The organism is Pseudomonas sp. NY5710 (genome assembly GCF_013305665.1).
Lineage (GTDB): Bacteria > Pseudomonadota > Gammaproteobacteria > Pseudomonadales > Pseudomonadaceae > Aquipseudomonas > Aquipseudomonas juntendi.
On the sequence record NZ_CP045554.1, the window covers coordinates 2,555,573 to 2,574,489 of the forward strand.

Annotated in this window: 10 protein-coding genes; 5 read left to right on the forward strand and 5 right to left on the reverse strand. The window is 65.0% G+C overall.

What is annotated here, in order from left to right:
• Nucleotides 1-9: 9 nt before the first annotated feature.
• Nucleotides 10-1,368: a glutamine synthetase family protein gene (locus GEV39_RS11560; RefSeq protein WP_173889071.1), complete on the reverse strand. Its 1,359-nt coding sequence runs from the start codon at nt 1,366-1,368 to the stop codon at nt 10-12.
• Nucleotides 1,369-1,552: 184 nt separating this feature from the next.
• On the opposite strand from GEV39_RS11560, the gene GEV39_RS11565 reads away from it, so the two are divergent.
• Complete coding sequence (locus GEV39_RS11565; protein WP_029885441.1) at nt 1,553-2,452, forward strand: helix-turn-helix domain-containing protein; 900 nt, start codon at nt 1,553-1,555, stop codon at nt 2,450-2,452.
• A gap of 74 nt (nt 2,453-2,526) precedes the next feature.
• Complete coding sequence (locus GEV39_RS11570) at nt 2,527-4,437, forward strand: AAA family ATPase (protein ID WP_173889073.1); 1,911 nt, start codon at nt 2,527-2,529, stop codon at nt 4,435-4,437.
• A 40-nt stretch (nt 4,438-4,477) separates the two neighbouring features.
• On the opposite strand, the gene GEV39_RS11575 is transcribed toward GEV39_RS11570, so the two are convergent.
• Nucleotides 4,478-5,863, reverse strand: coding sequence for an aldehyde dehydrogenase family protein (locus tag GEV39_RS11575; protein ID WP_173889075.1), 1,386 nt, complete (start codon nt 5,861-5,863; stop codon nt 4,478-4,480).
• Between the two features lie 107 nt (nt 5,864-5,970).
• On the opposite strand from GEV39_RS11575, the gene ptrR reads away from it, so the two are divergent.
• Together ptrR and GEV39_RS11585 are read left to right on the forward strand one after the other, a co-directional pair.
• Nucleotides 5,971-6,840, forward strand: coding sequence for a putrescine utilization regulator PtrR (gene ptrR / locus GEV39_RS11580; protein WP_173889078.1), 870 nt, complete (start codon nt 5,971-5,973; stop codon nt 6,838-6,840).
• Between the two features lie 235 nt (nt 6,841-7,075).
• A complete protein-coding gene (locus GEV39_RS11585) occupies nt 7,076-7,597 on the forward strand; it encodes an acyloxyacyl hydrolase (RefSeq protein WP_054912899.1) in 522 nt (173 codons plus the stop codon).
• A gap of 31 nt (nt 7,598-7,628) precedes the next feature.
• Here the strand turns inward: GEV39_RS11585 and GEV39_RS11590 are convergent, their stop codons facing one another.
• The 3 genes from GEV39_RS11590 to GEV39_RS11600 all read right to left on the reverse strand — a co-directional run bounded on the left by GEV39_RS11590 (nt 7,629) and on the right by GEV39_RS11600 (nt 12,079).
• Complete coding sequence (locus GEV39_RS11590) at nt 7,629-9,758, reverse strand: TonB-dependent siderophore receptor (protein WP_173889080.1); 2,130 nt, start codon at nt 9,756-9,758, stop codon at nt 7,629-7,631.
• A gap of 128 nt (nt 9,759-9,886) precedes the next feature.
• Nucleotides 9,887-11,284 carry an efflux transporter outer membrane subunit gene (locus GEV39_RS11595; protein ID WP_173889082.1) on the reverse strand — a complete coding sequence of 466 codons (1,398 nt, stop codon included), beginning with the start codon at nt 11,282-11,284 and terminating at the stop codon, nt 9,887-9,889.
• A gap of 15 nt (nt 11,285-11,299) precedes the next feature.
• Nucleotides 11,300-12,079, reverse strand: a complete 780-nt coding sequence (locus GEV39_RS11600; RefSeq protein WP_173889083.1) for a helix-turn-helix transcriptional regulator — start codon at nt 12,077-12,079, stop codon at nt 11,300-11,302.
• A 417-nt stretch (nt 12,080-12,496) separates the two neighbouring features.
• Here GEV39_RS11600 and GEV39_RS11605 point away from each other — a divergent pair, with 417 nt between their 5' ends.
• Complete coding sequence (locus tag GEV39_RS11605; RefSeq protein WP_173889085.1) at nt 12,497-18,835, forward strand: non-ribosomal peptide synthetase; 6,339 nt, start codon at nt 12,497-12,499, stop codon at nt 18,833-18,835.
• Nucleotides 18,836-18,917 lie beyond the last annotated feature (82 nt).

The following is an 18,917-nucleotide window of genomic DNA, read 5'->3' on the forward strand; positions in this document are numbered from 1 at the left end:
CTGGGCGGCTCAGACGCTCAGCATCAGGAACTCGCGCTCCCACGAGCTGATCACGCGCTTGTAATTCTCGTGCTCGGCCCTTTTGACCGCCACGTAACCCTGCACGAATTGCTTGCCCAGGTACTGCTGCACGGTCTCGCAGTCTTCCATGTGCTGCAGCGCATCTTCGATGGTGATGGGCAGGCGCAGGTTGCGCCGCTCGTAGGCGCGGCCTTGCACCGGGGCACTGGGGTCGATCTGCTCGACCATGCCCAGGTAGCCGCACAGCAGGCTGGCAGCGATCGCCAGGTAAGGGTTGGCATCCGCGCCGGGCAGGCGGTTTTCCACGCGCATCGCTTCCGGGCTGGAGGTGGGGACGCGCAGGCCGGCGGTGCGGTTTTCTTCACCCCACTCGACGTTGACCGGGGCCGAGGTGTCCGGCAGGAAGCGGCGGAATGAATTGACGTTGGGGGCGAACATCGGCAGCAGCTTGGGGATGTACTTTTGCAACCCACCGATGTGGTGCAGGAACAACAGGCTCATGCTGCCGTCGTCGTTGGCGAAGATCGGCTTGCCGGTGGCGATGTCGATCACGCTCTGGTGCAGGTGCATGGCACTGCCCGGCTCGTCGGTGATCGGCTTGGCCATGAACGTCGCAGCCACGTTGTGCTTGAGCGCAGCCTCACGCATGGTGCGCTTGAACACGGTGATCTGGTCGGCCAGGTCCAGCGCGTCGCCGTGGCGGAAGTTGATCTCCATCTGCGCCGGGCCGTCTTCGTGGATCAGCGTGTCCAGGTCCAGGCCCTGGATTTCACACCAGTCATACACGTCCTCGAACAGCGGGTCGAATTCGTTGGCGGCATCGATCGAGAACGACTGCCGGCCGCTTTCGGCCCGGCCGGAACGCCCCAGCGGCACTTGCAGCGGCAGGTCCGGGTCTTCGCAGCGCTTGGTCAGGTAGAACTCCATCTCTGGCGCGACAATGGGTTGCCAGCCCTTGTCAGCGTAAAGCTTGAGCACTTTCTTCAACACGTTGCGCGGCGACAGCTCGATGGGGTTGCCTTGCTTGTCGAAGGTATCGTGGATCACGATCGCGGTAGGTTCGATGGCCCACGGGATCTGGTACACAGCGCTCGGGTCGGGGCGGCAGACCATGTCGATGTCAGCCGCATCGAGCAGGTTGTAATAGATATCGTCGTCAACGTAGTCGCCGGTGACCGTTTGCAGCAGCACGCTCTCGGGCAAGCGCATGCCACGTTCGTGAAGAAACTTGGCAGTCGGTGCGATCTTGCCGCGGGCGATGCCGGTCAGGTCGCTGATCACGCATTCTACTTCGGTGATCCGGTGTTCTTTCAGCCAGGTGGAGAGCTGATCGAAGGGGGCGTTCATACAGACCTCTTGGTTGGTTTTTTTATGTGGGAGCCGCTGCACCCGCCAAAGCCGTTGCACGGCTTCAAGAGCGTCGCGCTTCCCAGGTGACACGCTGGAGGCTATCTTGAGCTCGGCGCCACACCGCCATCTATCCACTTTCTTCGGTATTCAATGCACCAAAAGAGTGCATCCAGGACAAAGCGTGACAACGCCCAACGCCTTGCAGGTCCAAGCTTTCCACACTTCGGATGTGTCCGAGCAGGTTCGCATCACCCCCGGTTGGCAGCAGCAGTACCGGCAGATGTCGCCGGGCCATTTCAGCGGCCAGTTGCGCTGCCTGGGGCTTGACGGCGTGCAGGTCTACGAAGAACGCCTCAACACCCGGGTCGAGCAATTCTTCCGGGCGCCGAGCGGGTCGCTGGCGTTCTGCTTCGACCAGAGCGAAAACAGCCTTTACCTGCTCAACGAGCAGAGCCGCAACATCTGGATCACGCCAGAGAATTACCAGGAAGTGGCCGTCGTGTTCGACCAGGCGTTTCTCGCCAGCCACGGCCTGGACCCTCGCAGGCTCGACGGTTTGTTCATGGTGCCGCTGGGCAGTGGCCAGAATGCGTTGTTCGGCAGTTGGCTCAGTGCCACCCTGACCCGCTTGGGCGAGGCTGGGTGCCCGTTGCAGGGGCAGGCGTTGGCGGAGCAGTTGCTGGAGGACTGCCTGTTCATCCTCGACAATGCCTGCCAGCGCTTGCAGGGCATGGCCATGGGCCGGCGGGACGAGGAGCGGGCGATCATGCACCGGGTCAGCGAGTGGGCGGCTGACTGCCCGGAAGAAACCTTGAACCTGGTGGAACTGGCGGCGGTGGCGGGCGTGTCGCTGCGCCAGTTGCAGCAGGCCTTCAAGGCCTACACCGGCATGCCGCCCGCGCACTGGTTGCGGTTGCGCCGGCTCAATGGGGCGCGGCGCGATCTGTTGCGGGGCGGTGGCGTGACCGTGGCGGAAGTGGCGATGCGTTGGTCGTTCTGGCATTTGGGAAGGTTTTCAGAGAGTTACCGGCAATTGTTCAAGGAATTTCCGAGCGAGACACTCAAGCGCGTCAAGCGCTGAACCGCCGGCCCGCAAGTGCAGCAGCCGGCGCCGAAAATTGCTATCGTGCCAGCCTGTTTCCACCCGAGGTGCCGATGTTCTACCTGCCTTTGCCCAGTGACCAGGCTGACAGCCTCGCCAGTGTTCCCCTTACCGACTTCTTCAGCAGCGCCAGCCTGCTCCAGGCCGCTGCGGTGTTGTTCGTGCAAAACCTGCCTCGCCAGCCGGCGACTGCCTCGGCCGATGCTCAGGAACGCCGCTTTGCCGAGATCGTGCGGATCGCCAACGACGTTGAACGTGCCGCGCCTGGGCGGTTCCAGGGGCAGGTGGCGCAGCACTTCGACCGTGAAGCCTTCGCCATGGGCCTGGGCATGCTCGGCGAAAACGGTATTGCGCTGCTAAGTGGCGAAGTGGCGTACAGCGCAGACGAACTGCAGGACGACGAGGGGCAGTGGAATTTCCAGTTCGCTGACCGCTATCGCCAGCGCGCTACGCCGTTGCACCCGGTGCACCTGCCGGCGCTGGCCAGCGACCTGATGCTCAGCGACCAGCAGAACCGGCTGTTGCGAGAATTTCTGGGGGGGATCGACGAATCGGTCGCCGTGCAGGGCTTTGCCGGTACCGGCAAGACCTTTCTGATCCACCAGTTCGCCCGGTTGCTGGAGCCGCAGCGCACCTTGTTGCTGGCCTTGACCGAAGGCCAGTTGCGCGCGCTGCAGGCCCGGGTCAAGGATGCCGCTGCCTACACCGCGCTGACCTTCGGCCAGTTGGCCGACGAGCTGTTGAACCGCGACCTCACCAGCAACGGCTGGCGCCTGCGCGACCCTTACCGCACCAAGCGCTCGTGGCGCCCGCAAGAGGCGCAGGTGGTGCGCTGGCTGGCCATACCCGACATTGGCCCGCTTGCCGCGCGCGACGTGGTCGCCTTGTGCATCCGCGCGGTGCGGGCGTTTTGCCACAGTGCCGACGCGCAGGTGCAGTTGCACCACCTGCCCTGGGCCGGTCCGGGCACATCGCCGCTGGACCAGGAAGTGTTGCTGGAAAAGGCACGGCTGTACTGGCAGGAGCTGATTCGCCCGTCAGCGCGGGAAATCCAGTTGCCGGTACGCGACTACCATCGGGTCAAGCTGCTGGCGCTGACCGGCCTGGTGATTGACAGCCGCTACACCCACGTCATCGTCGATGAGGCGCACGAGTTGTCGGCACCGATGCTTGCCGTACTCGACCGCAGCCCGCAAGCGGTCATCGCCCTCGGTGACGAACTGCAGAACCTGAACGGCCTCAGTGCGCACCATGGCAGCTTCATCCGCCAGCGCTGCATCGACCACTCGCTGCGCGCAGGGCCGGCGATGGACAACGTGCTCAACCCGCTTATACAGGCGCACCCGGCATCGATCCAGGCGGCCTTCAGTGGGAGCGCCGAGCACTACACCCGGGTCAGCTTCTTCGATGCGGTCACGGTGCCGGAACAGCCCACCGCGTTGATCGTCGATGACGAGTGGGGGCTGTTCGGCTGGTTCCAGCGCCTGACGCACCAGGGCGTGCCGTTCGTGCTGCTGCAAAGCGCGCGCAAGGACTTCGAACTGTTCGTGGAGGATTGCATCGAGCTGTACCGCCATGGCACCCGGCCTCGTCACCCGATGCTGTTCCGCTATGCCAGCTGGCAGGCGCTGGAGCAGGACAAGGGTGAGGACAAGGCATTCGTCGCGGTGGCCAACCTGCTGCGCAAGGGCTACACCCCGCAGCACTTTGCCCAGGCCAAGAGCCGTTACCGCTGGACCAAGGCGCCAAAGCTGTTCCTCGGGCGGGTAAGGGATGTGAAGAACATGGAGTTTGCTCGGGTGATGGTGTCGCCCGAGCTGATGGTCACGCCCCAGGTGGCCGGTAACCGCAATGAACGGGCGCGCCTGCTGGCAGGTTTGTACACCGCCTGTTCACGGGCGCGGCATGAGCTGATCGTGCCGGGGGGGATGCTGGACTGGGTCAAGGACCAGGTGCGCGATTGAGGTTGGCAGAGGCTGCAATGCAGCCCCTGCTTCACTGGACTCAGTTACGGTCCAGCCACACGGTCTGGGCATTGGTGAACTCCCGCACACCAAAGTGCGACAGCTCGCGCCCGAAGCCGCTTTTCTTCACGCCGCCGAACGCCACGCGGGGGTCGGATGCGCAGTAACCATTGATGAACACGCCACCGGTATCCAACGCGGCAGTCATGCGCTCGGCCAGCGCATAATCGGCGGTGTAGATGGTCGCCGCCAGGCCGAATTCGCTGTCGTTGGCCAGCTCCACGGCATGCTCGGCGTCACGGGCCGTGATGATCGCCGCCACCGGGCCGAACAGCTCTTGCTTGAATGCTGTCATGTCCGGGGTCACATTGGCGAACACGGTCGGGGCATAGAAGTTGGCAACGCCTTCAACCTTGTGGCCGCCCAGCAGCAGGGTGGCACCCTCGGCCAGCGTCGCCTGTACCTGGCCATCCAGCTCGTCGCGCAGGTCGTAGCGGGCCATGGGGCCGATGTAGGTGTCGTCCTGCAGCGGGTTGCCCATGTTCAGCTGCCGGGTTGCCTCGACGAACTTGCGGGTGAACGCGTCGGCAATGCTTGCTTCCACGATCATGCGCTTAGCCGCTGCGCAGACCTGGCCGGTGTTCTGGTAGCGACCGATGACGGCAGCCTGGACGGCGGCGTCCAGGTCGGCGTCAGCCAGTACGATGAACGGGTCGGAACCGCCGAGTTCGAGCACGCATTTTTTCAGTGCGGCACCGGCCTGGGCACCGATCGCCATGCCGGCACGCACGCTACCGGTCAGGGTCACCGCGGCAATGCGCGGGTCATTGATGGCGCGGGTGACACCCTCCGGGGTCACGTTCAGCACTTCGAAAATGCCTTGCGGCAGGCCGGCATCCTTGAACAGTTCGCCCAGCAGGTAGGCGCTGCCCATTACGTTCGGCGCGTGCTTGAGCACGTAGGTATTGCCGGCCAGGATCGCCGGCACGGCGCCGCGCAGTACCTGCCAGACCGGGAAGTTCCAAGGCATCACCGCCAGGATAGGGCCCAGCGGGCGGTATTCGATGCGGGCCTTTTCGACCTGGGTAGGCTCGGCGGCCAGCATCGCGGGGCCGTGCTCGGCATACCAGCGGCACAAGCCAACGCACTTGGCGACTTCGCCGCGGGCCTGGGCGATGGGCTTGCCGATTTCACGGCTGATCATCTGCGCAAAGGCCTCGGCCTTGGCTTCAAGGGTGCTGGCCAAGGCGAGCAGGTACTCGCTGCGCTGACCCAGCGACACTTGGCGCCACTGGCGGTAGCCGGCCTTGGCACGCTGCAGCGCCGCTTCCAGTGCGGCGTCGGTGTCGAACGGGTAGGCGCCGATCTGCTCGCCGGTGTACGGGTCGAGGGAGATGGCGTGGGTCAGGCTGCTGATCGCACTCATGGTAGGGCACTCTCGTCGTTATTGAACGGTGGAGCCAGACTAGTGGGCTATGGCTTTAATGAAAACTGAATAATAATGAGCGAAACATTCACGTTTGGAGAAAGGCTGTGGACCTGGTGCAATTGGAGATCTTCAAGGCCGTGGCAGAGCAGGGCAGCATCAGCGCTGCTGCGCAGCATATCCACCGGGTGCCTTCCAACCTGACCACGCGCATCAAGCAGCTGGAAGAAGACTTGGGTGTGGAACTGTTCATCCGCGAGAAAAGCCGTTTGCGCCTGTCACCCGCGGGTTGGAACTTCCTGGAATACACCCGGCGCATTCTCGACCTGGTGCACGAGGCCCGCCTGACCGTGGCCGGTGAAGACCCGCAGGGCACCTTCGCCCTGGGCTCGCTGGAAAGCACCGCAGCCGTGCGTATTCCGGCCTTGCTGGCGGCCTACAACCAGCGCTACCCCAAGGTGGACCTGGACCTGTCCACCGGCCCTTCAGGGACCATGCTCGAGGGGGTGTTGTCTGGCCGGCTGGTGGCTGCGTTCGTCGATGGCCCGGTGTTGCACCCCACGTTGGAGGGCATACCGGTGTTCGAGGAAGAGATGATGGTCATCGCACCGCTCAATCATGCCCCGGTGACCCGCGCCCAGGACGTCAACGGCGAAAACATCTACGCGTTCCGGGCCAACTGTTCGTACCGGCATCACTTCGAAAACTGGTTCGTCCAGGACCAGGCGGTTCCCGGCAAGATCCATGAAATGGAGTCGTACCACGGCATGCTCGCCTGCGTCAGCGCCGGGGCCGGCCTGGCCATGCTGCCGCGCAGCATGCTCGACAACATGCCGGGCTGCAGCACGGTCAGCGCCTGGCCCATGTCGGAAGACTTCCGCTACCTGAAAACCTGGCTGGTGTGGCGACGTGGCACGGTATCACGCAGCTTGAGCATGTTCGTGAAACTGCTTGAAGAAAAGAACACAAACCATTGATTTACAACTACTAATCTACGTCTAGTCCGCACGTCTGTATGGCGCTCGCGGTGTGGTAGCGCCTCACACCGCAACGGTGTATGAGCAATAATGGCAATTTACTTCCAACTTTCTGATTATCTGGACAATAATCAGAAAAGTATTACCTCGTGTGACCGGTCGGGATGAACCGGTCACCGCTTAATCGAGGGGCTACAGCCCCCGCTTGTCGTGTAGACCATCAGGAGAGTCGTAGATGAAAACCCGTCTTGCAGCATCGCTGGCCGTTGCCGTGCTGGCACTTGCCGGCGCTGGCACGGCCCAGGCCGCGCAGGTGTCCGGCGCCGTGGGCGTAACCAGCCAGGGCGACATGACCTACCGCATTGGCATGTCGTTCGACTGGGACAAGAAGTGGCTGCAAAGCGACATCGGCTATGTCAGCGGTTACTGGGACGCCGGCTACACCTACTGGGAGGGCGGCGACGCCAGTGGCGCCCATTCGCTGTCGTTCAGCCCGGTGTTCACCTATGAATTCAGCGGTTTCACCTACACCCCTTACATCGAAGCGGGCATCGGCCTGGCCGCGTTCTCCAAGACCGATGTGGGCGACCAGCGCCTGGGTTCGTCGTTCAACTTCGAGGACCGTATCGGCCTTGGCCTGAAACTGCCAGGGGAGCAGAAGGTCGGGCTGCGTGCGATCCATTATTCCAACGCCGGGATCAAGCAGCCCAACGACGGCATCGAGTCGTATTCGCTGTTCTACAGCAAAGGTTTCTGACAGGTAGGGCTGCTTATGCAGCCCCAGCCGTTCAGAAGGTGTACGCGACGCCAGCCTGTACCGTACGCGGCGCACCCGGGTAGGCATACAGGTTGAATGCGCCTTCGTCATACGCCTTGTTGAACAGGTTCTTCACATCCAGGTTCAGGCGTATATGGTCGTTGACCTGGTAGAAGGTCAGCAGATCAACCACCGTGTATTGCTCCATGGTGTACGTGGTGGCCTCGGTCTGGCCGTTGCGGTCATCCACGTATTTCACCCCAAGCCCCAAGCCAAGCCCCTTGGCGACACCGTCCTGGAACTCATAGGTGTTGAGCAGGCTGAAACTGTTGCGCGGGATATTGGCCAGTCGCGTGCCGGTTGGCAGGCGGTTGTCCTTGGTCACTTCGGCATCCACATAGGCGTAGCCGCCAATGACGCGCCACTCGGGGGTGACATTGCCAGCAACGTTGATATCCAGGCCCCGGCTGCGCACTTCGCCGGCCGCCACGCTGTAGTTCGGGTCCACCGGGTCGCGGGTCAACACGTTTTCCTTGACGATGTGGTAGACCGCTGCGTCGACACTCAGCTGGCGGTCGAGCGCTTCCCATTTCACGCCCAGTTCGTAGGATTTGCCCTTTTCCGGGTCGAAGCCCCCGCCGCTGGCCGGGGTTCCCGTATTGGGTTTGAAAGAGCGCGCTGTGTTGGCGTAGACGGCGACCGTGTCGGTCAGGTCATAGACCAGGCCGATACGGGGCGTAGCACCGTTTTCGCCTTTGCTGAAATCACCAGCATTGTCCAGCTTGTTGTCGTAGTCATGCTCGAAGCGCTCGAAGCGTACGCCTGCCAGAGCCTTCAAACGCTCGGTCAGGGCCACCTGGTCCTGGATGAAGAAGGCCCAGGTCTGCAGGTTCTCCTTGTCCCAGGTCGTGGTGCGGGTCAGCGCCGGCCGTGGCTGGCCAAGCACCGGGTCGTAGATGTCGATGGGGTACGTGCCCGCCGCCGCAGAGGACCGCTGGATGATCGAGTTGTAGTCGTAGTTCTCGTACTCCACACCCGTCAGCAGGGTGTGGCTGAAACCGCCAGTGTCGAAGTAACCCGTCAGGTTCAGCTGCCAGTCGCGATCGGTCCACTCCAGCTTGCGATAGTTGAAGTTACGCTCCAGCGTTCGCCCATCCAGCGGCGCGCCGTTGGCTTCGACCGCATTGCCCTTGAGTGAGCCATCGAGGAACTGGAACCCGCCCGCCAGCGTCCAGTTGTCATTGAGCAGGTGCTCGAAACGCACCTGCGCCATGTTGTTGTCATTGTGCAGCAGGTTGTCGCTGCCTTTTTCCCAGATATATGTGTCACGCGAGGCGCTGCCACGCTGGGTGGCGTAGCGGGTCAGGCCGCGGTCCAGCGGGTGGTTGTTGCGCATGAAGTCGCCTTCGAACACGACCTTGGTGGTGTCGTTGACCTGCCAGCTGAGCACGGGCGCCACGTCATAACGCTCGCTTTGCACATCATCACGGAAACTGTCGCCGCCCTCGCCAAGCAGGTTCAGGCGGTAGGCCAGCGAGCCGTCCTGGTTCAGCGGGCCGGCGGCGTCGAGGGTGGCGCGGTGCATGCCCTGGTCGTCGAACTGGCTGCCCAGGGTGACCTTGGGTTCTGAAAGCGGCTGCTTGCTGACCACGTTGAAGGTGCCGCCGGGGTCGCCACGGCCGTACAGGCTGCTGGCCGGGCCGCGGATCACCTCCAGCCGCTCGACGGTATTGGCGTCCGGTGCGTTGGGGTAACCACGGTTGATCGGGAAACCGTTACGGTAGAACTCGCCGGTGGTAAAGCCGCGCACGGTGAAGGTGGTAAGGCCCTGGCCACCGAAGTTGTTGGCCCGGCCGACGCCACCGGCATAGTCCAGGCCGTCTTGCAGGCGCGTGGCAGCGGTGTCTTGCAGCACCGCCTTGGGCACCACGCTGACCGACTGCGGTGTTTCGTGCAGCGCGGTGTCGGTGCGGGTGGCACTGGCGGAACGGTTGGCCTTGTAGCCGAGCACCGGGCCATCAGCCCGTTCGCTGTCGGCTGTGCCAGTGATGCTCAGGGCCTGGAGTTCGATGTGGGCCGGGTCACTGAGCGGTTCGGGCTCGGCAAGGGCCAATGGGGAGACAGCATGAAGCACACAAAGCGAAACGAACGTGCGACGCATCGACTGGACGATCCTGAAGTAGGGCGCTGAGAGAAATTTGCGCCACGAAATTACTACGAATCATTATCAAATGCATTAATTTTAAATCGCACGCATGTGCCAGATGCGCTGCACGCCTGGGCCCGCGTTCAATCCTGGTCGTTCCACCCGCCACCCAGTGCTGCAAACAGGTTCACCTCTGCCAGCAACTGCGCCAGGCGGTCGTTGATCAGCCCTTGCTGGGCACTGAACAACGCGCGCTGCGCGTCCAGGAAGGTGAGGCTGCTGTCCACGCCAATGCGGTAACGGTGCTCGGCCAGGTCGTAATAGCGTCGGCTGGCTGCGACCAGGTCGTGTTGTGCCTGCAGTTGGCGCTGGTAGGTCGCCCGTGCGGCCAGGCCATCTGCAACTTCCTGGAATGCGCGCTGGACGGCTCGTTGGTACTGCGCCACCTGGATATCCTTCTGCAGGCGCGCATAATCCAGGCTGGCGCGCAGGCTGCCCGCGGTGAAGATTGGCAGGTTGATCTGCGGTTGGAAGAGCCAGGTCCCCGAACCTGCATCGAACAGGCCACTGAGCTGGGGGCTGGTGCTGCCGGCATTGGCGGTGAGGCTGATGCTGGGAAAGAACGCCGCCCGCGCAGCACCGATATTGGCGTTGGCGGCGCGCAACTGGTACTCGGCCTGGCGTATGTCGGGGCGCCGCTGCAGCAAGTCAGACGGTAAACCTGCCGGCAGCCTGGCAATCTGCTCGGCCGCCAGGGGCTGTGCGACCCCCTTCGCAGCAACGGGGGCACCCACCAGCAGCGTCAGCTGGTTCAGGTCTTGCGCGACCAGCCGCTGGTAACGCGCCACTGCCGCCCGGGTGCTGTCCACGCGGGTGCGCGCCTGGACCTCATCCAGTGCCGACAGCGTGCCCGCCCGGCGCTGGTTACGGGCCAGGCGCAGGCTGCGCAGGTCAGTGGCCAGGGTTTCGTTGGCCAGGGTCAGCAGCGCCTGGTCGGCCTGCCAGGTCAGGTACACACTGGCAACGCTCGCCACCAGGCTCAGGCGGCTACTGCGCCGTGCCTGTTCACTGGCCAGGTAGTTCAGCAATGCCTGGTCGCTGAGGCTGCGCACCCGGCCGAACAGGTCGATTGCGTAGGCGCTCAGCCCCAGCGTGGCCGCGTAGCTGGAACTGATCATGCCTTTGCCGGTACCGGTCATGCCCCTGGGCAGGTACTGACGCTGGCCGTGGCCATCAGCCGCCACCTTGGGTAGCCGTTCGGCGCGCTGCACGCGGTATTGTGCCTGCGCGGCCGCGACGTTGAGTGCGGCGGTGCGCAGGTCGCGGTTGTTGGCCAGGGCGGCCTCGATCAACTGGCGCAGCACCGGGTCGCGGAATACCTGCTGCCCGTCTTCGACCGGTGGTGGCGACGGCGTATCGGCGGTATAGGCGGGCCCTTGCGGAAACTGCGCGGGTATCGCATGGGCGGGGCGTTGGTAAGCAGGGGCGAGTGAACAGCCGCACAACAGCACGGCAAACAAGGTCAACACATGTCGGGGCATTGCAGGTTCTCGCAGTCAGGCACCGGCCATCCATTTCGCCAGGCCGTGGCGGCCGCTGACCCCTAGTTTGGCCGTGGCACGCTTGAGGTAGGTTTCCACCGAGCTGTTCTTTACATTCAACCGCTGGGCCATCTCTGGCACGGTACCGCCGGTAAGCAGCCCCAGGCATACCTCCTGTTCTCGGGTCGACAGGCGCACAGCCTCGTGCGCCAGCCGTTCACCGAATGCCTGGCGCAGCGAACCCGCTTCAAGCTCGCCCTGGGCCGCCCCTGCAGGTTGCGTGGTGCCCTGCTCAAGCAGTTGCCCGTGGTGCTCGACCAAGGGCAGCAGGGTGTCGGACAAACACTTGAGCTGGGACAATTCACTCAGCGCGAAGGCGCGCTGGCACGGCAGGCGATGAAAGCTGATCACCCACCGCTTGCGGCCATTGCACGACACCAGATGGCACTGATGGGCACTCTGGCGCGCCTGCAAAGCGCCAGGCGGGGCCTTGAACTCGATCAGCAGCGGGTCCTTCATCTGCATGATGCGCTGCAGCAGCGGTTGGTGCTGGTTTTCGCCAGCGGCGGCGGGTTGCAGCCCAGCACTGCCGAGCACCTTGATATGGCTGACATTCGTCCGCTGCGGGTCAAGCGTCCATTCGCTGAGTTCGAGCCGGTGAACAGGCACCTGGGCTGCCACCAGGGCCAACATCTGGTCAGCGAAGCCTGCGGCGCCGGTGCTGGCGATCAGCTCCCCCAATTGCAGGTAAAGCTGTGGGTCGGGGCGGTAGTCGCGGCTGTCGGTCAGCATCATTTCCTTGTCGTCCTTGGTTCAGGGTATTGCAGCAGGGGGTTTGGCGGGCCAGTGCTCCAGCGTGGAAGGGAGGTGGGGTAGGCGTATTCAAGCCCGCTGGCGGGCAGGCGTCTGTAATGGAAAACCGGGACAGAAAATGCCATCGATCGGCTGCTTTGGGTGGCGGCCCCGGCACGCGGCGCGCGTGGCAACTGCTGCGTTGCCGGGTATTTGACGCCATAAGCACGGCGAATGCGGCCTGATCGCAGCGCGTGGAAGGTGCCGTAGGTCATCGGGGGTGGTCAGCTATGGCAAATCTCCTACATGTTTTTCAGCGGGCCGCCCGCGCGCTGCGGTTGTCCGGGTTTGGCAGGCCATACAGCTGCCGGCAGCGGTGCTTGAATGCGCGGATGATCAACCAGAAGGACCTGCCGAATCATGCCTGCCCCAGACACTTTCGCCCTGACCGTTGCCCAGCGTGACATCTGGCTGGACCAAATCAGCCATGGCGACTCACCCCTGTACAACATCGGGGCGTACGTGGAGTTGCAAGGCAACGTGGACGCCGGGCTGTTGCAGCAAGCGCTGCAGCACCTGGTGGCTGAGCATGATGGGCTGCGAACGGTGCTGGTCACGCAGGGCGGGCTTGCCCGCCAGTACTTCGCCACGCAGATGGCGGTAACGCTGGCCCGGCATGACTTGCGCCAGGCCAGCGAGCCTTTCGCAGCTGCATCAGGCTTGCTAGAGGCGCAAATGCGCACCCCTTATCAGCTGGATGCCGCCAGCCCGCTATGGGCGGCCACCTTGATCCGCATTGGCGAACAGCGTTACCTGCTGGCGCTGCAAGCCCACCATCTGATCCTCGATGGCTGGGGTGTGGACCAGTGGTTCAAGCAGCTTGCAGACCATTACCGCCTGTTGCTGCAAGGCCTGCCCCTGCCGCACGGGGCAGCGTCCTACACAGCCTTTATCGAGGACGACGCCCAGTACCAGGCATCCGTGCGCCAAACCCGCGATCGCGACTACTGGCTGGCCAAGTACCAGCAGTTGCCCGATGCCCTGCTGGCCCCGCGCGAACGCGCGAGCGCGGCAACCGCCACGCCCAGTGGCGCGCAGCGCCAGCCGTTCGACCGCCCACTGCTGGCCCGCCTGCGCGGCTTCGCTGCCGACCTGCAAGCCTCGCCGCTGCACGTGCTGCTTGCCGCCTTGCACGTCTGCGTGACACGTACCTGGCAGCGCGATGAGTGGGTGGTCGGAGTGCCGGTCCGCAACCGCAGCAACGCGCGCTTCAAGGCGACCCTGGGGTTGTTCACCCAAGTCAGCGCGCTGCGCCTGGGTTTTGCCCGCGAGTGCTCGTTCGCCACGCTGGTGCAGGGCATCCGCGATGCGCTCAAGCAGGATTTTCGCCATCAGCGTTTCGCCCTCAGTGAGCTCAACCGCAGCCTTGGCGCACTGCGCGAAGAACGGCCGCAGCTGTTCGAGTTGATGGTCTCGTTCGAGGACGACAGCAACGCACTGCAAATCACCGACGCGCCTGGCCATACGGTGATGATCTGCAACGGCCACGAACCCACGCCACTGAGTGTCCACCTGCGCTGCAACAGCTACAGCGACGCCGCCATGCTGCACGTGGTGCATGACCGCGCCTGGTTTACCGATGATGAAGCCCAGGCCCTGGCGCAGCGCCTGCTGCACGTGCTGGAGCAAGGGCTGCAACAGCCGCTGGCGACAGCCGGCGACTTCGACCTGCTCACCGCGCCTGAGCACGCTGCGCTCGAGCGGTGGAATGCCACGCAAATGCCGGTGGCGGCTGCGGGCCTGATTCAACAGCGCATCCAGGCCCAGGCCAAGGCCCGGCCGGCCGCAGTGGCGGCGCGCTTCCATGACCAGGCGCTGACCTATGGCGAACTTGAGCGGCGCGCGGAGCTGCTGGCGCAGCACTTGGCGGGCCTGGACGTTGGGCCCGAACGCCGGGTTGCGCTGATCGCCCAGCGCGGGCTGGATACCCTGGTGGGGTTGCTGGCCGTGCTCAAGGCCGGCGCTGCCTATGTGCCCATAGACCCTGCGCACCCCCGTGAGCGGCTTGCCTATCTGCTTCAGGACAGCGCCCCGGAGGTGCTGCTGACTCTGTCCCGGCTGATGGATCGGCTGCCGGCTCACTCCCTGCCGCAGATCGAACTGGACCGCTTCGACTGGGCCGCAGCGCCCGCCGGGGCGTTCGAGTTCGCCGCGCAAGCGCCCACAGACCTTGCCTACGTCATCTATACCTCCGGCTCTACCGGCTTGCCCAAAGGGGTGATGGTCGAGCAGCGCATGCTGGCCAACCTGGTCGACTGGCACTGCAGCAACTTCGGCCTCGGCCCTGGGCGGCAGCAATCGAGCCTGGCAGGTTTCGGCTTCGATGCCATGGCCTGGGAGATCTGGCCGGCGCTGTGCAGCGGCGCGACCTTGCACCTGGCACCGGTGCGCGACGGGGCCGAGGACATCGACGCCTTGCTCGCCTGGTGGCGCGCGCAGCCGCTGGACGTCAGCTTTCTGCCCACCCCCGTGGCCGAGCACGCCTTCGCCCAGGGCGAGCTGCACCCCACCTTGCACACCCTGCTGGTCGGCGGCGACCGCCTGCGCCGCCTGGCCCGCGAGCAGCGCTACCGCGTGGTCAACAACTACGGCCCCACGGAAACCACGGTGGTGGCCACCTCGGGCGAAGTACTGCCGGGCAGGCCGCTGCATATCGGCGGGCCGGTGGCCAATACCCGGCTCTATGTGCTCGATGCTCAGCGCCAGTTGCTGCCGCCCGGTGCGGCGGGCGAGCTGTATGTGGGCGGCCAGGGGGTAGCCCGTGGCTACCTGAACCGCCCGCAGATGACAGCCGAACGCTTCATTGCCGACCCTTTCAGCCGCGAGCCGGGCGCCCGCCTGTACCGCACCGGGGACCTGGTGCGTTGGCTAGCCGACGGTACGCTGGAGTACCTTGGGCGTAACGACGATCAGGTCAAGGTCCGTGGCGTGCGGGTTGAGTTGGCCGAGATCGAGGCCGCGCTCACCCGCCATGCGGCTGTGCGCGAAAGCGTGGTCATGTTGCGCGATGGCCAGCTGCAAGCCTGGTTCATCGCCGACCTGCCGGTGACGCCGCGGGCGTTGCATGAGCACCTGCGTGAACGGCTGCCGGTCGCCTTGTTGCCGGGGGCCTTCGTGCGCCTTGAGCGCTGGCCGCTGACCGCCAATGGCAAGCTCGACCGCCGGGCGTTGCCGCACGCCGACGAAAACAGCCAGGTGCGCCGTGAGCACGAAGCGCCGCAAGGCGCAGTCGAACAACAGCTGGCGCAGCTGTGGGGCGAGTTGCTGCAGGTTGAACGGGTAGGGCGCCAGGACCACTTCTTCGAACTCGGTGGCCATTCACTGTTGGCCGTGCAATTGATCGAACGCATGCGCCAGCAGGGCTGGCAGGCGGACGTGCAGGTGCTGTTCGGGCAATCGACCCTGGCCAGCCTGGCTGCCAGCGTGACTCGGGTCGAACAGCCAGTACTGCCGGGCAACCAGGTACCGCCAAGTTGCCAGCGCATTACCCCGGGCATGCTGGCACTCACCGAACTGGACCAGGCTGCCATCGATCGCATCGTGGCCACGGTGCCCGGTGGGGCCGCCAATGTGCAGGAAATCTACCCACTGGCCCCTCTGCAGCAGGGGCTGCTTTACCACCATGTTGCCGACGCCCGCGACCCCTACCAACAGCAAGCGTTATTCGCCTTCGCCAGCCATGCACAACTGCAAGTCTTTGCCGCTGCCCTGCAGCAGGTGATCGAGCGCCACGATATTCTGCGCACCAGCCTGTGCTGGGAAGGCCTGGAGCACCCGCAGCAGGTGGTCTGGCGCCAGGCGCGCCTGCCGGTCGAGCAGTGGCACGGCCCCGCTGCGCAGTTGCGCAGCCACTTCGACCCGCAACGCCAGCCCCTGGACCTGCGCCGGGCGCCGATGATGGCGCTGGTGTGCAGCGAGGATACCGACCAGGGCCGTTGGCTGGGCTTGTTGCGCTTCCATCACCTGGTCAACGATGCGGTATCGCTGCAGGTGCTGCTGGGTGAGCTGGCAGCCTGCATGGCCGGGCAGGGCGAGGGCTTGGCCACGCCAGTGGCTTACCGCGACTATGTCGCCGCCAGCAACCAGGCCGAGCGCCAGGCCGGTCACGCCGCCTTCTTCAGCGCGCAACTGGCCGGTATCGAGCCGCAAGCACCGATCCCCGGTTATGGCGGGGCGCCAGTCGATGAGCAGCAGTTGGAGCGCTGCGACCAGCGCCTGGCCGGCGAACAGGTTGCCGCGTTACGCCAGCAGGCACGGCACCAGGGCGCCAGCCTGGCCAGCCTGCTGCACCTGGCGTGGGCACAGGTGCTGGGCAACCTCGGCGGGCGTGACGAGGTGGTGCTGGGCACCGTACTGCTGGGGCGCAGCATGGCTGGCCCCGGTGCCGGCAGCGCAATGGGCATGTTCATCAACAGCCTGCCGTTGCGTGTCCCGCTGGCCCAGCGTGCACCCGGCCAGGCGCTGCGTGAAACCCATGCCGGGCTGGCCGCCTTGCTGGCGCATGAGGATGCGCCGCTGATCCTGGCCCAGCGTTGCAGCGGCCTGCCCGCAGGCAGCGCACTGTTCGACAGCCTGGTGAATTACCGCCAGGGCAGCCTGCCGTTCGGCCAGGTGCTGCCCGGCGTAGCGCTGGTCGAGGCCAGTGAGGTCGAGAGCCACGGGCTGGTGCTGACCGTGGATGAGCAGGCAGATACGCTGCAACTGGCCGTGCGTGCGCCGCGTGCGATCGGGGCGCAACGGGTCATGGACTTCGTGCTCAACGCCCTGCAGCAACTGGCCGATGCGCTTGCCCGCGGCAGCAGTGAGGGCCTGCAGGGCCTGTGTGCAGTGCCACACAACGAGTTGCAGCGTTTGTTGCAGGGCTTGAACCGCACCGAAAACCCGCACAGCCCAACCTGGCAGACCCTGCCTGCGTTATTCGAGGCCCAGGTTCGGCGCACGCCACAGGCCATCGCCCTGCAGGCGGGCGACGAGAGCCTGGACTACCAAACGCTGAATGCCCAGGCCAACCGCCTGGCGCACCAGTTGATTGCCCAAGGGGTCGGCCCGGACAGCCGGGTGGCTGTGTGCGTGGAGCGCGGCATTTCGCTGATGGTCGCTTTGCTTGGCGTGCTCAAGGCCGGCGGTGCCTATGTGCCGTTGGACCCCGGCTACCCGCAGGAACGCCTGCGCTTCATGTTGCAGGACTGCACGCCAACGCTGGTGCTGGTGCACGGCGCTACCCAGGGCCTGTTCGCTGGCCTGGCCTGTCGCTGGCTCGACCTGGACGCGCACAGCTGGCAGGCCAACCCGGCCGATAACCCACAGGTCGAGGGGCTGGGGCCGTCACAACTGGCCTATGTGATGTACACCTCGGGGTCCACGGGCACCCCCAAGGGGGTCATGGTGGAGCACCGTGGGCTGTGCAACCTGATGCACTGGGGGTCGCAAATCTGCCCGCCGCGCCCTGGGGATGCGTTGCTGCAACGTGCGCCGTTCACATTCGATGGCTCGGTGTGGGAGCTGTTCTGGCCCTTGACTGCCGGCCTGCGCCTGGTCCTGGCGCGGCCGGACGGCCACCGTGACCCGGCGTACATGGTGCAGCTGATTCAGGCCCGGCAGGTCAGCGTCGTGAAGTTCGTACCGGCCCTGCTGCATCAGTTCCTCGAGCAGCCGGGCGTGGAGCGCTGCACCAGCCTGACCGATATTTTCTGCGGCGGCGGCGAGCTGACCCTGGCGCTGGTGCACAGTGTGCGGCAACGCTTGCCCGGCGTGCGCCTGCACAATGTCTACGGCCCCACCGAGGCGACGGTGGACAGCACCGCGTGGACCTTGCAAGCGCAGCAACCCTTGCCCACGCAGGCGCCGCCGATTGGTCGGCCGATCAGCAACACCCGGCTGTATGTGCTGGACGCGCACGACCGGCCGGTGCCCCTGGGGGCGGTGGGCCAGTTGCACATCGGCGGTGTCGGCGTAGCGCGCGGTTACCTGGGTTTGCCGCACTTGCAGGCCGAGCGTTTCATTGCCAGCCCGTTCGTCGAAGGCGACCGCCTGTACCGCACGGGTGACCTGGTGCGCTACCGCGCCGACGGCGAACTGGACTTCGTGGGGCGCAACGACTTCCAGGTCAAGTTGCGGGGTTTGCGCGTCGAACTGGGGGAAATCGAAGCGTTGCTGGCCGCCTACCCGGCGGTGGCACAGGCGGTGGTCCTGATGCGAGAAGAGCGCCTGGTGGTGTACTTCACCTGCAACGATGGCCAGCCGGCGCCGGCGCTGGAGGCGCTGCGCAGCCACCTGCTGGCGCGCATGCCCGAATACATGGTGCCGCAGGCCTTCGTGCGCCTGGCGGCGTTGCCACTGAGCCGCAATGGCAAAGTGGACCGCAGCGCGCTGCCGGCGCCGGATGCCGAGGCCGTGATCAGCCGTGCATACCAGGCCCCGCAGGGCGAACTGGAAACAGCGCTGGCCGCGATCTGGACCGAGGTGCTGAAGATCGAACAGGTGGGCCGCGACGACAACTTCTTCGAGTTGGGCGGGCATTCGCTGCTGGCGGTCAGCCTGGTGGCGCGCATGCGCCAGGCCGGGTTGCATGTGGACGCCAGAACCCTGTTCAGCCAGCCGACATTGGCGGGGCTGGCGGCCAGCACCCAGCGCGAGCAGCTTGCCGTGGTGGTGCCACAAACCACCATCCCTGGCCTGGGCAAGCGCCGGCGCCTCTGACCGGCGCTTGCCATGAACGCAGCCTTGCATCGCGCAGGGCTGCTTCACCCTTCCTGCCATCAGCCCAGGGCGGTGCCATGCA

Bases quoted from the DNA above. Each gene is read 5' to 3' on its own strand.
- GEV39_RS11560 (WP_173889071.1), bottom strand. From the start codon at position 1,368: ATGAACGCCCCCTTCGATCAGCTCTCCACCTGGCTGAAAGAACACCGG.
- GEV39_RS11570 (WP_173889073.1), top strand. From the start codon at position 2,527: ATGTTCTACCTGCCTTTGCCCAGTGACCAGGCTGACAGCCTCGCCAGT.
- GEV39_RS11575 (WP_173889075.1), bottom strand. From the start codon at position 5,863: ATGAGTGCGATCAGCAGCCTGACCCACGCCATCTCCCTCGACCCGTAC.
- GEV39_RS11585 (WP_054912899.1), top strand. From the start codon at position 7,076: ATGAAAACCCGTCTTGCAGCATCGCTGGCCGTTGCCGTGCTGGCACTT.
- GEV39_RS11590 (WP_173889080.1), bottom strand. From the start codon at position 9,758: ATGCGTCGCACGTTCGTTTCGCTTTGTGTGCTTCATGCTGTCTCCCCA.
- GEV39_RS11595 (WP_173889082.1), bottom strand. From the start codon at position 11,284: ATGCCCCGACATGTGTTGACCTTGTTTGCCGTGCTGTTGTGCGGCTGT.
- GEV39_RS11600 (WP_173889083.1), bottom strand. From the start codon at position 12,079: ATGATGCTGACCGACAGCCGCGACTACCGCCCCGACCCACAGCTTTAC.
- GEV39_RS11605 (WP_173889085.1), top strand. From the start codon at position 12,497: ATGCCTGCCCCAGACACTTTCGCCCTGACCGTTGCCCAGCGTGACATC.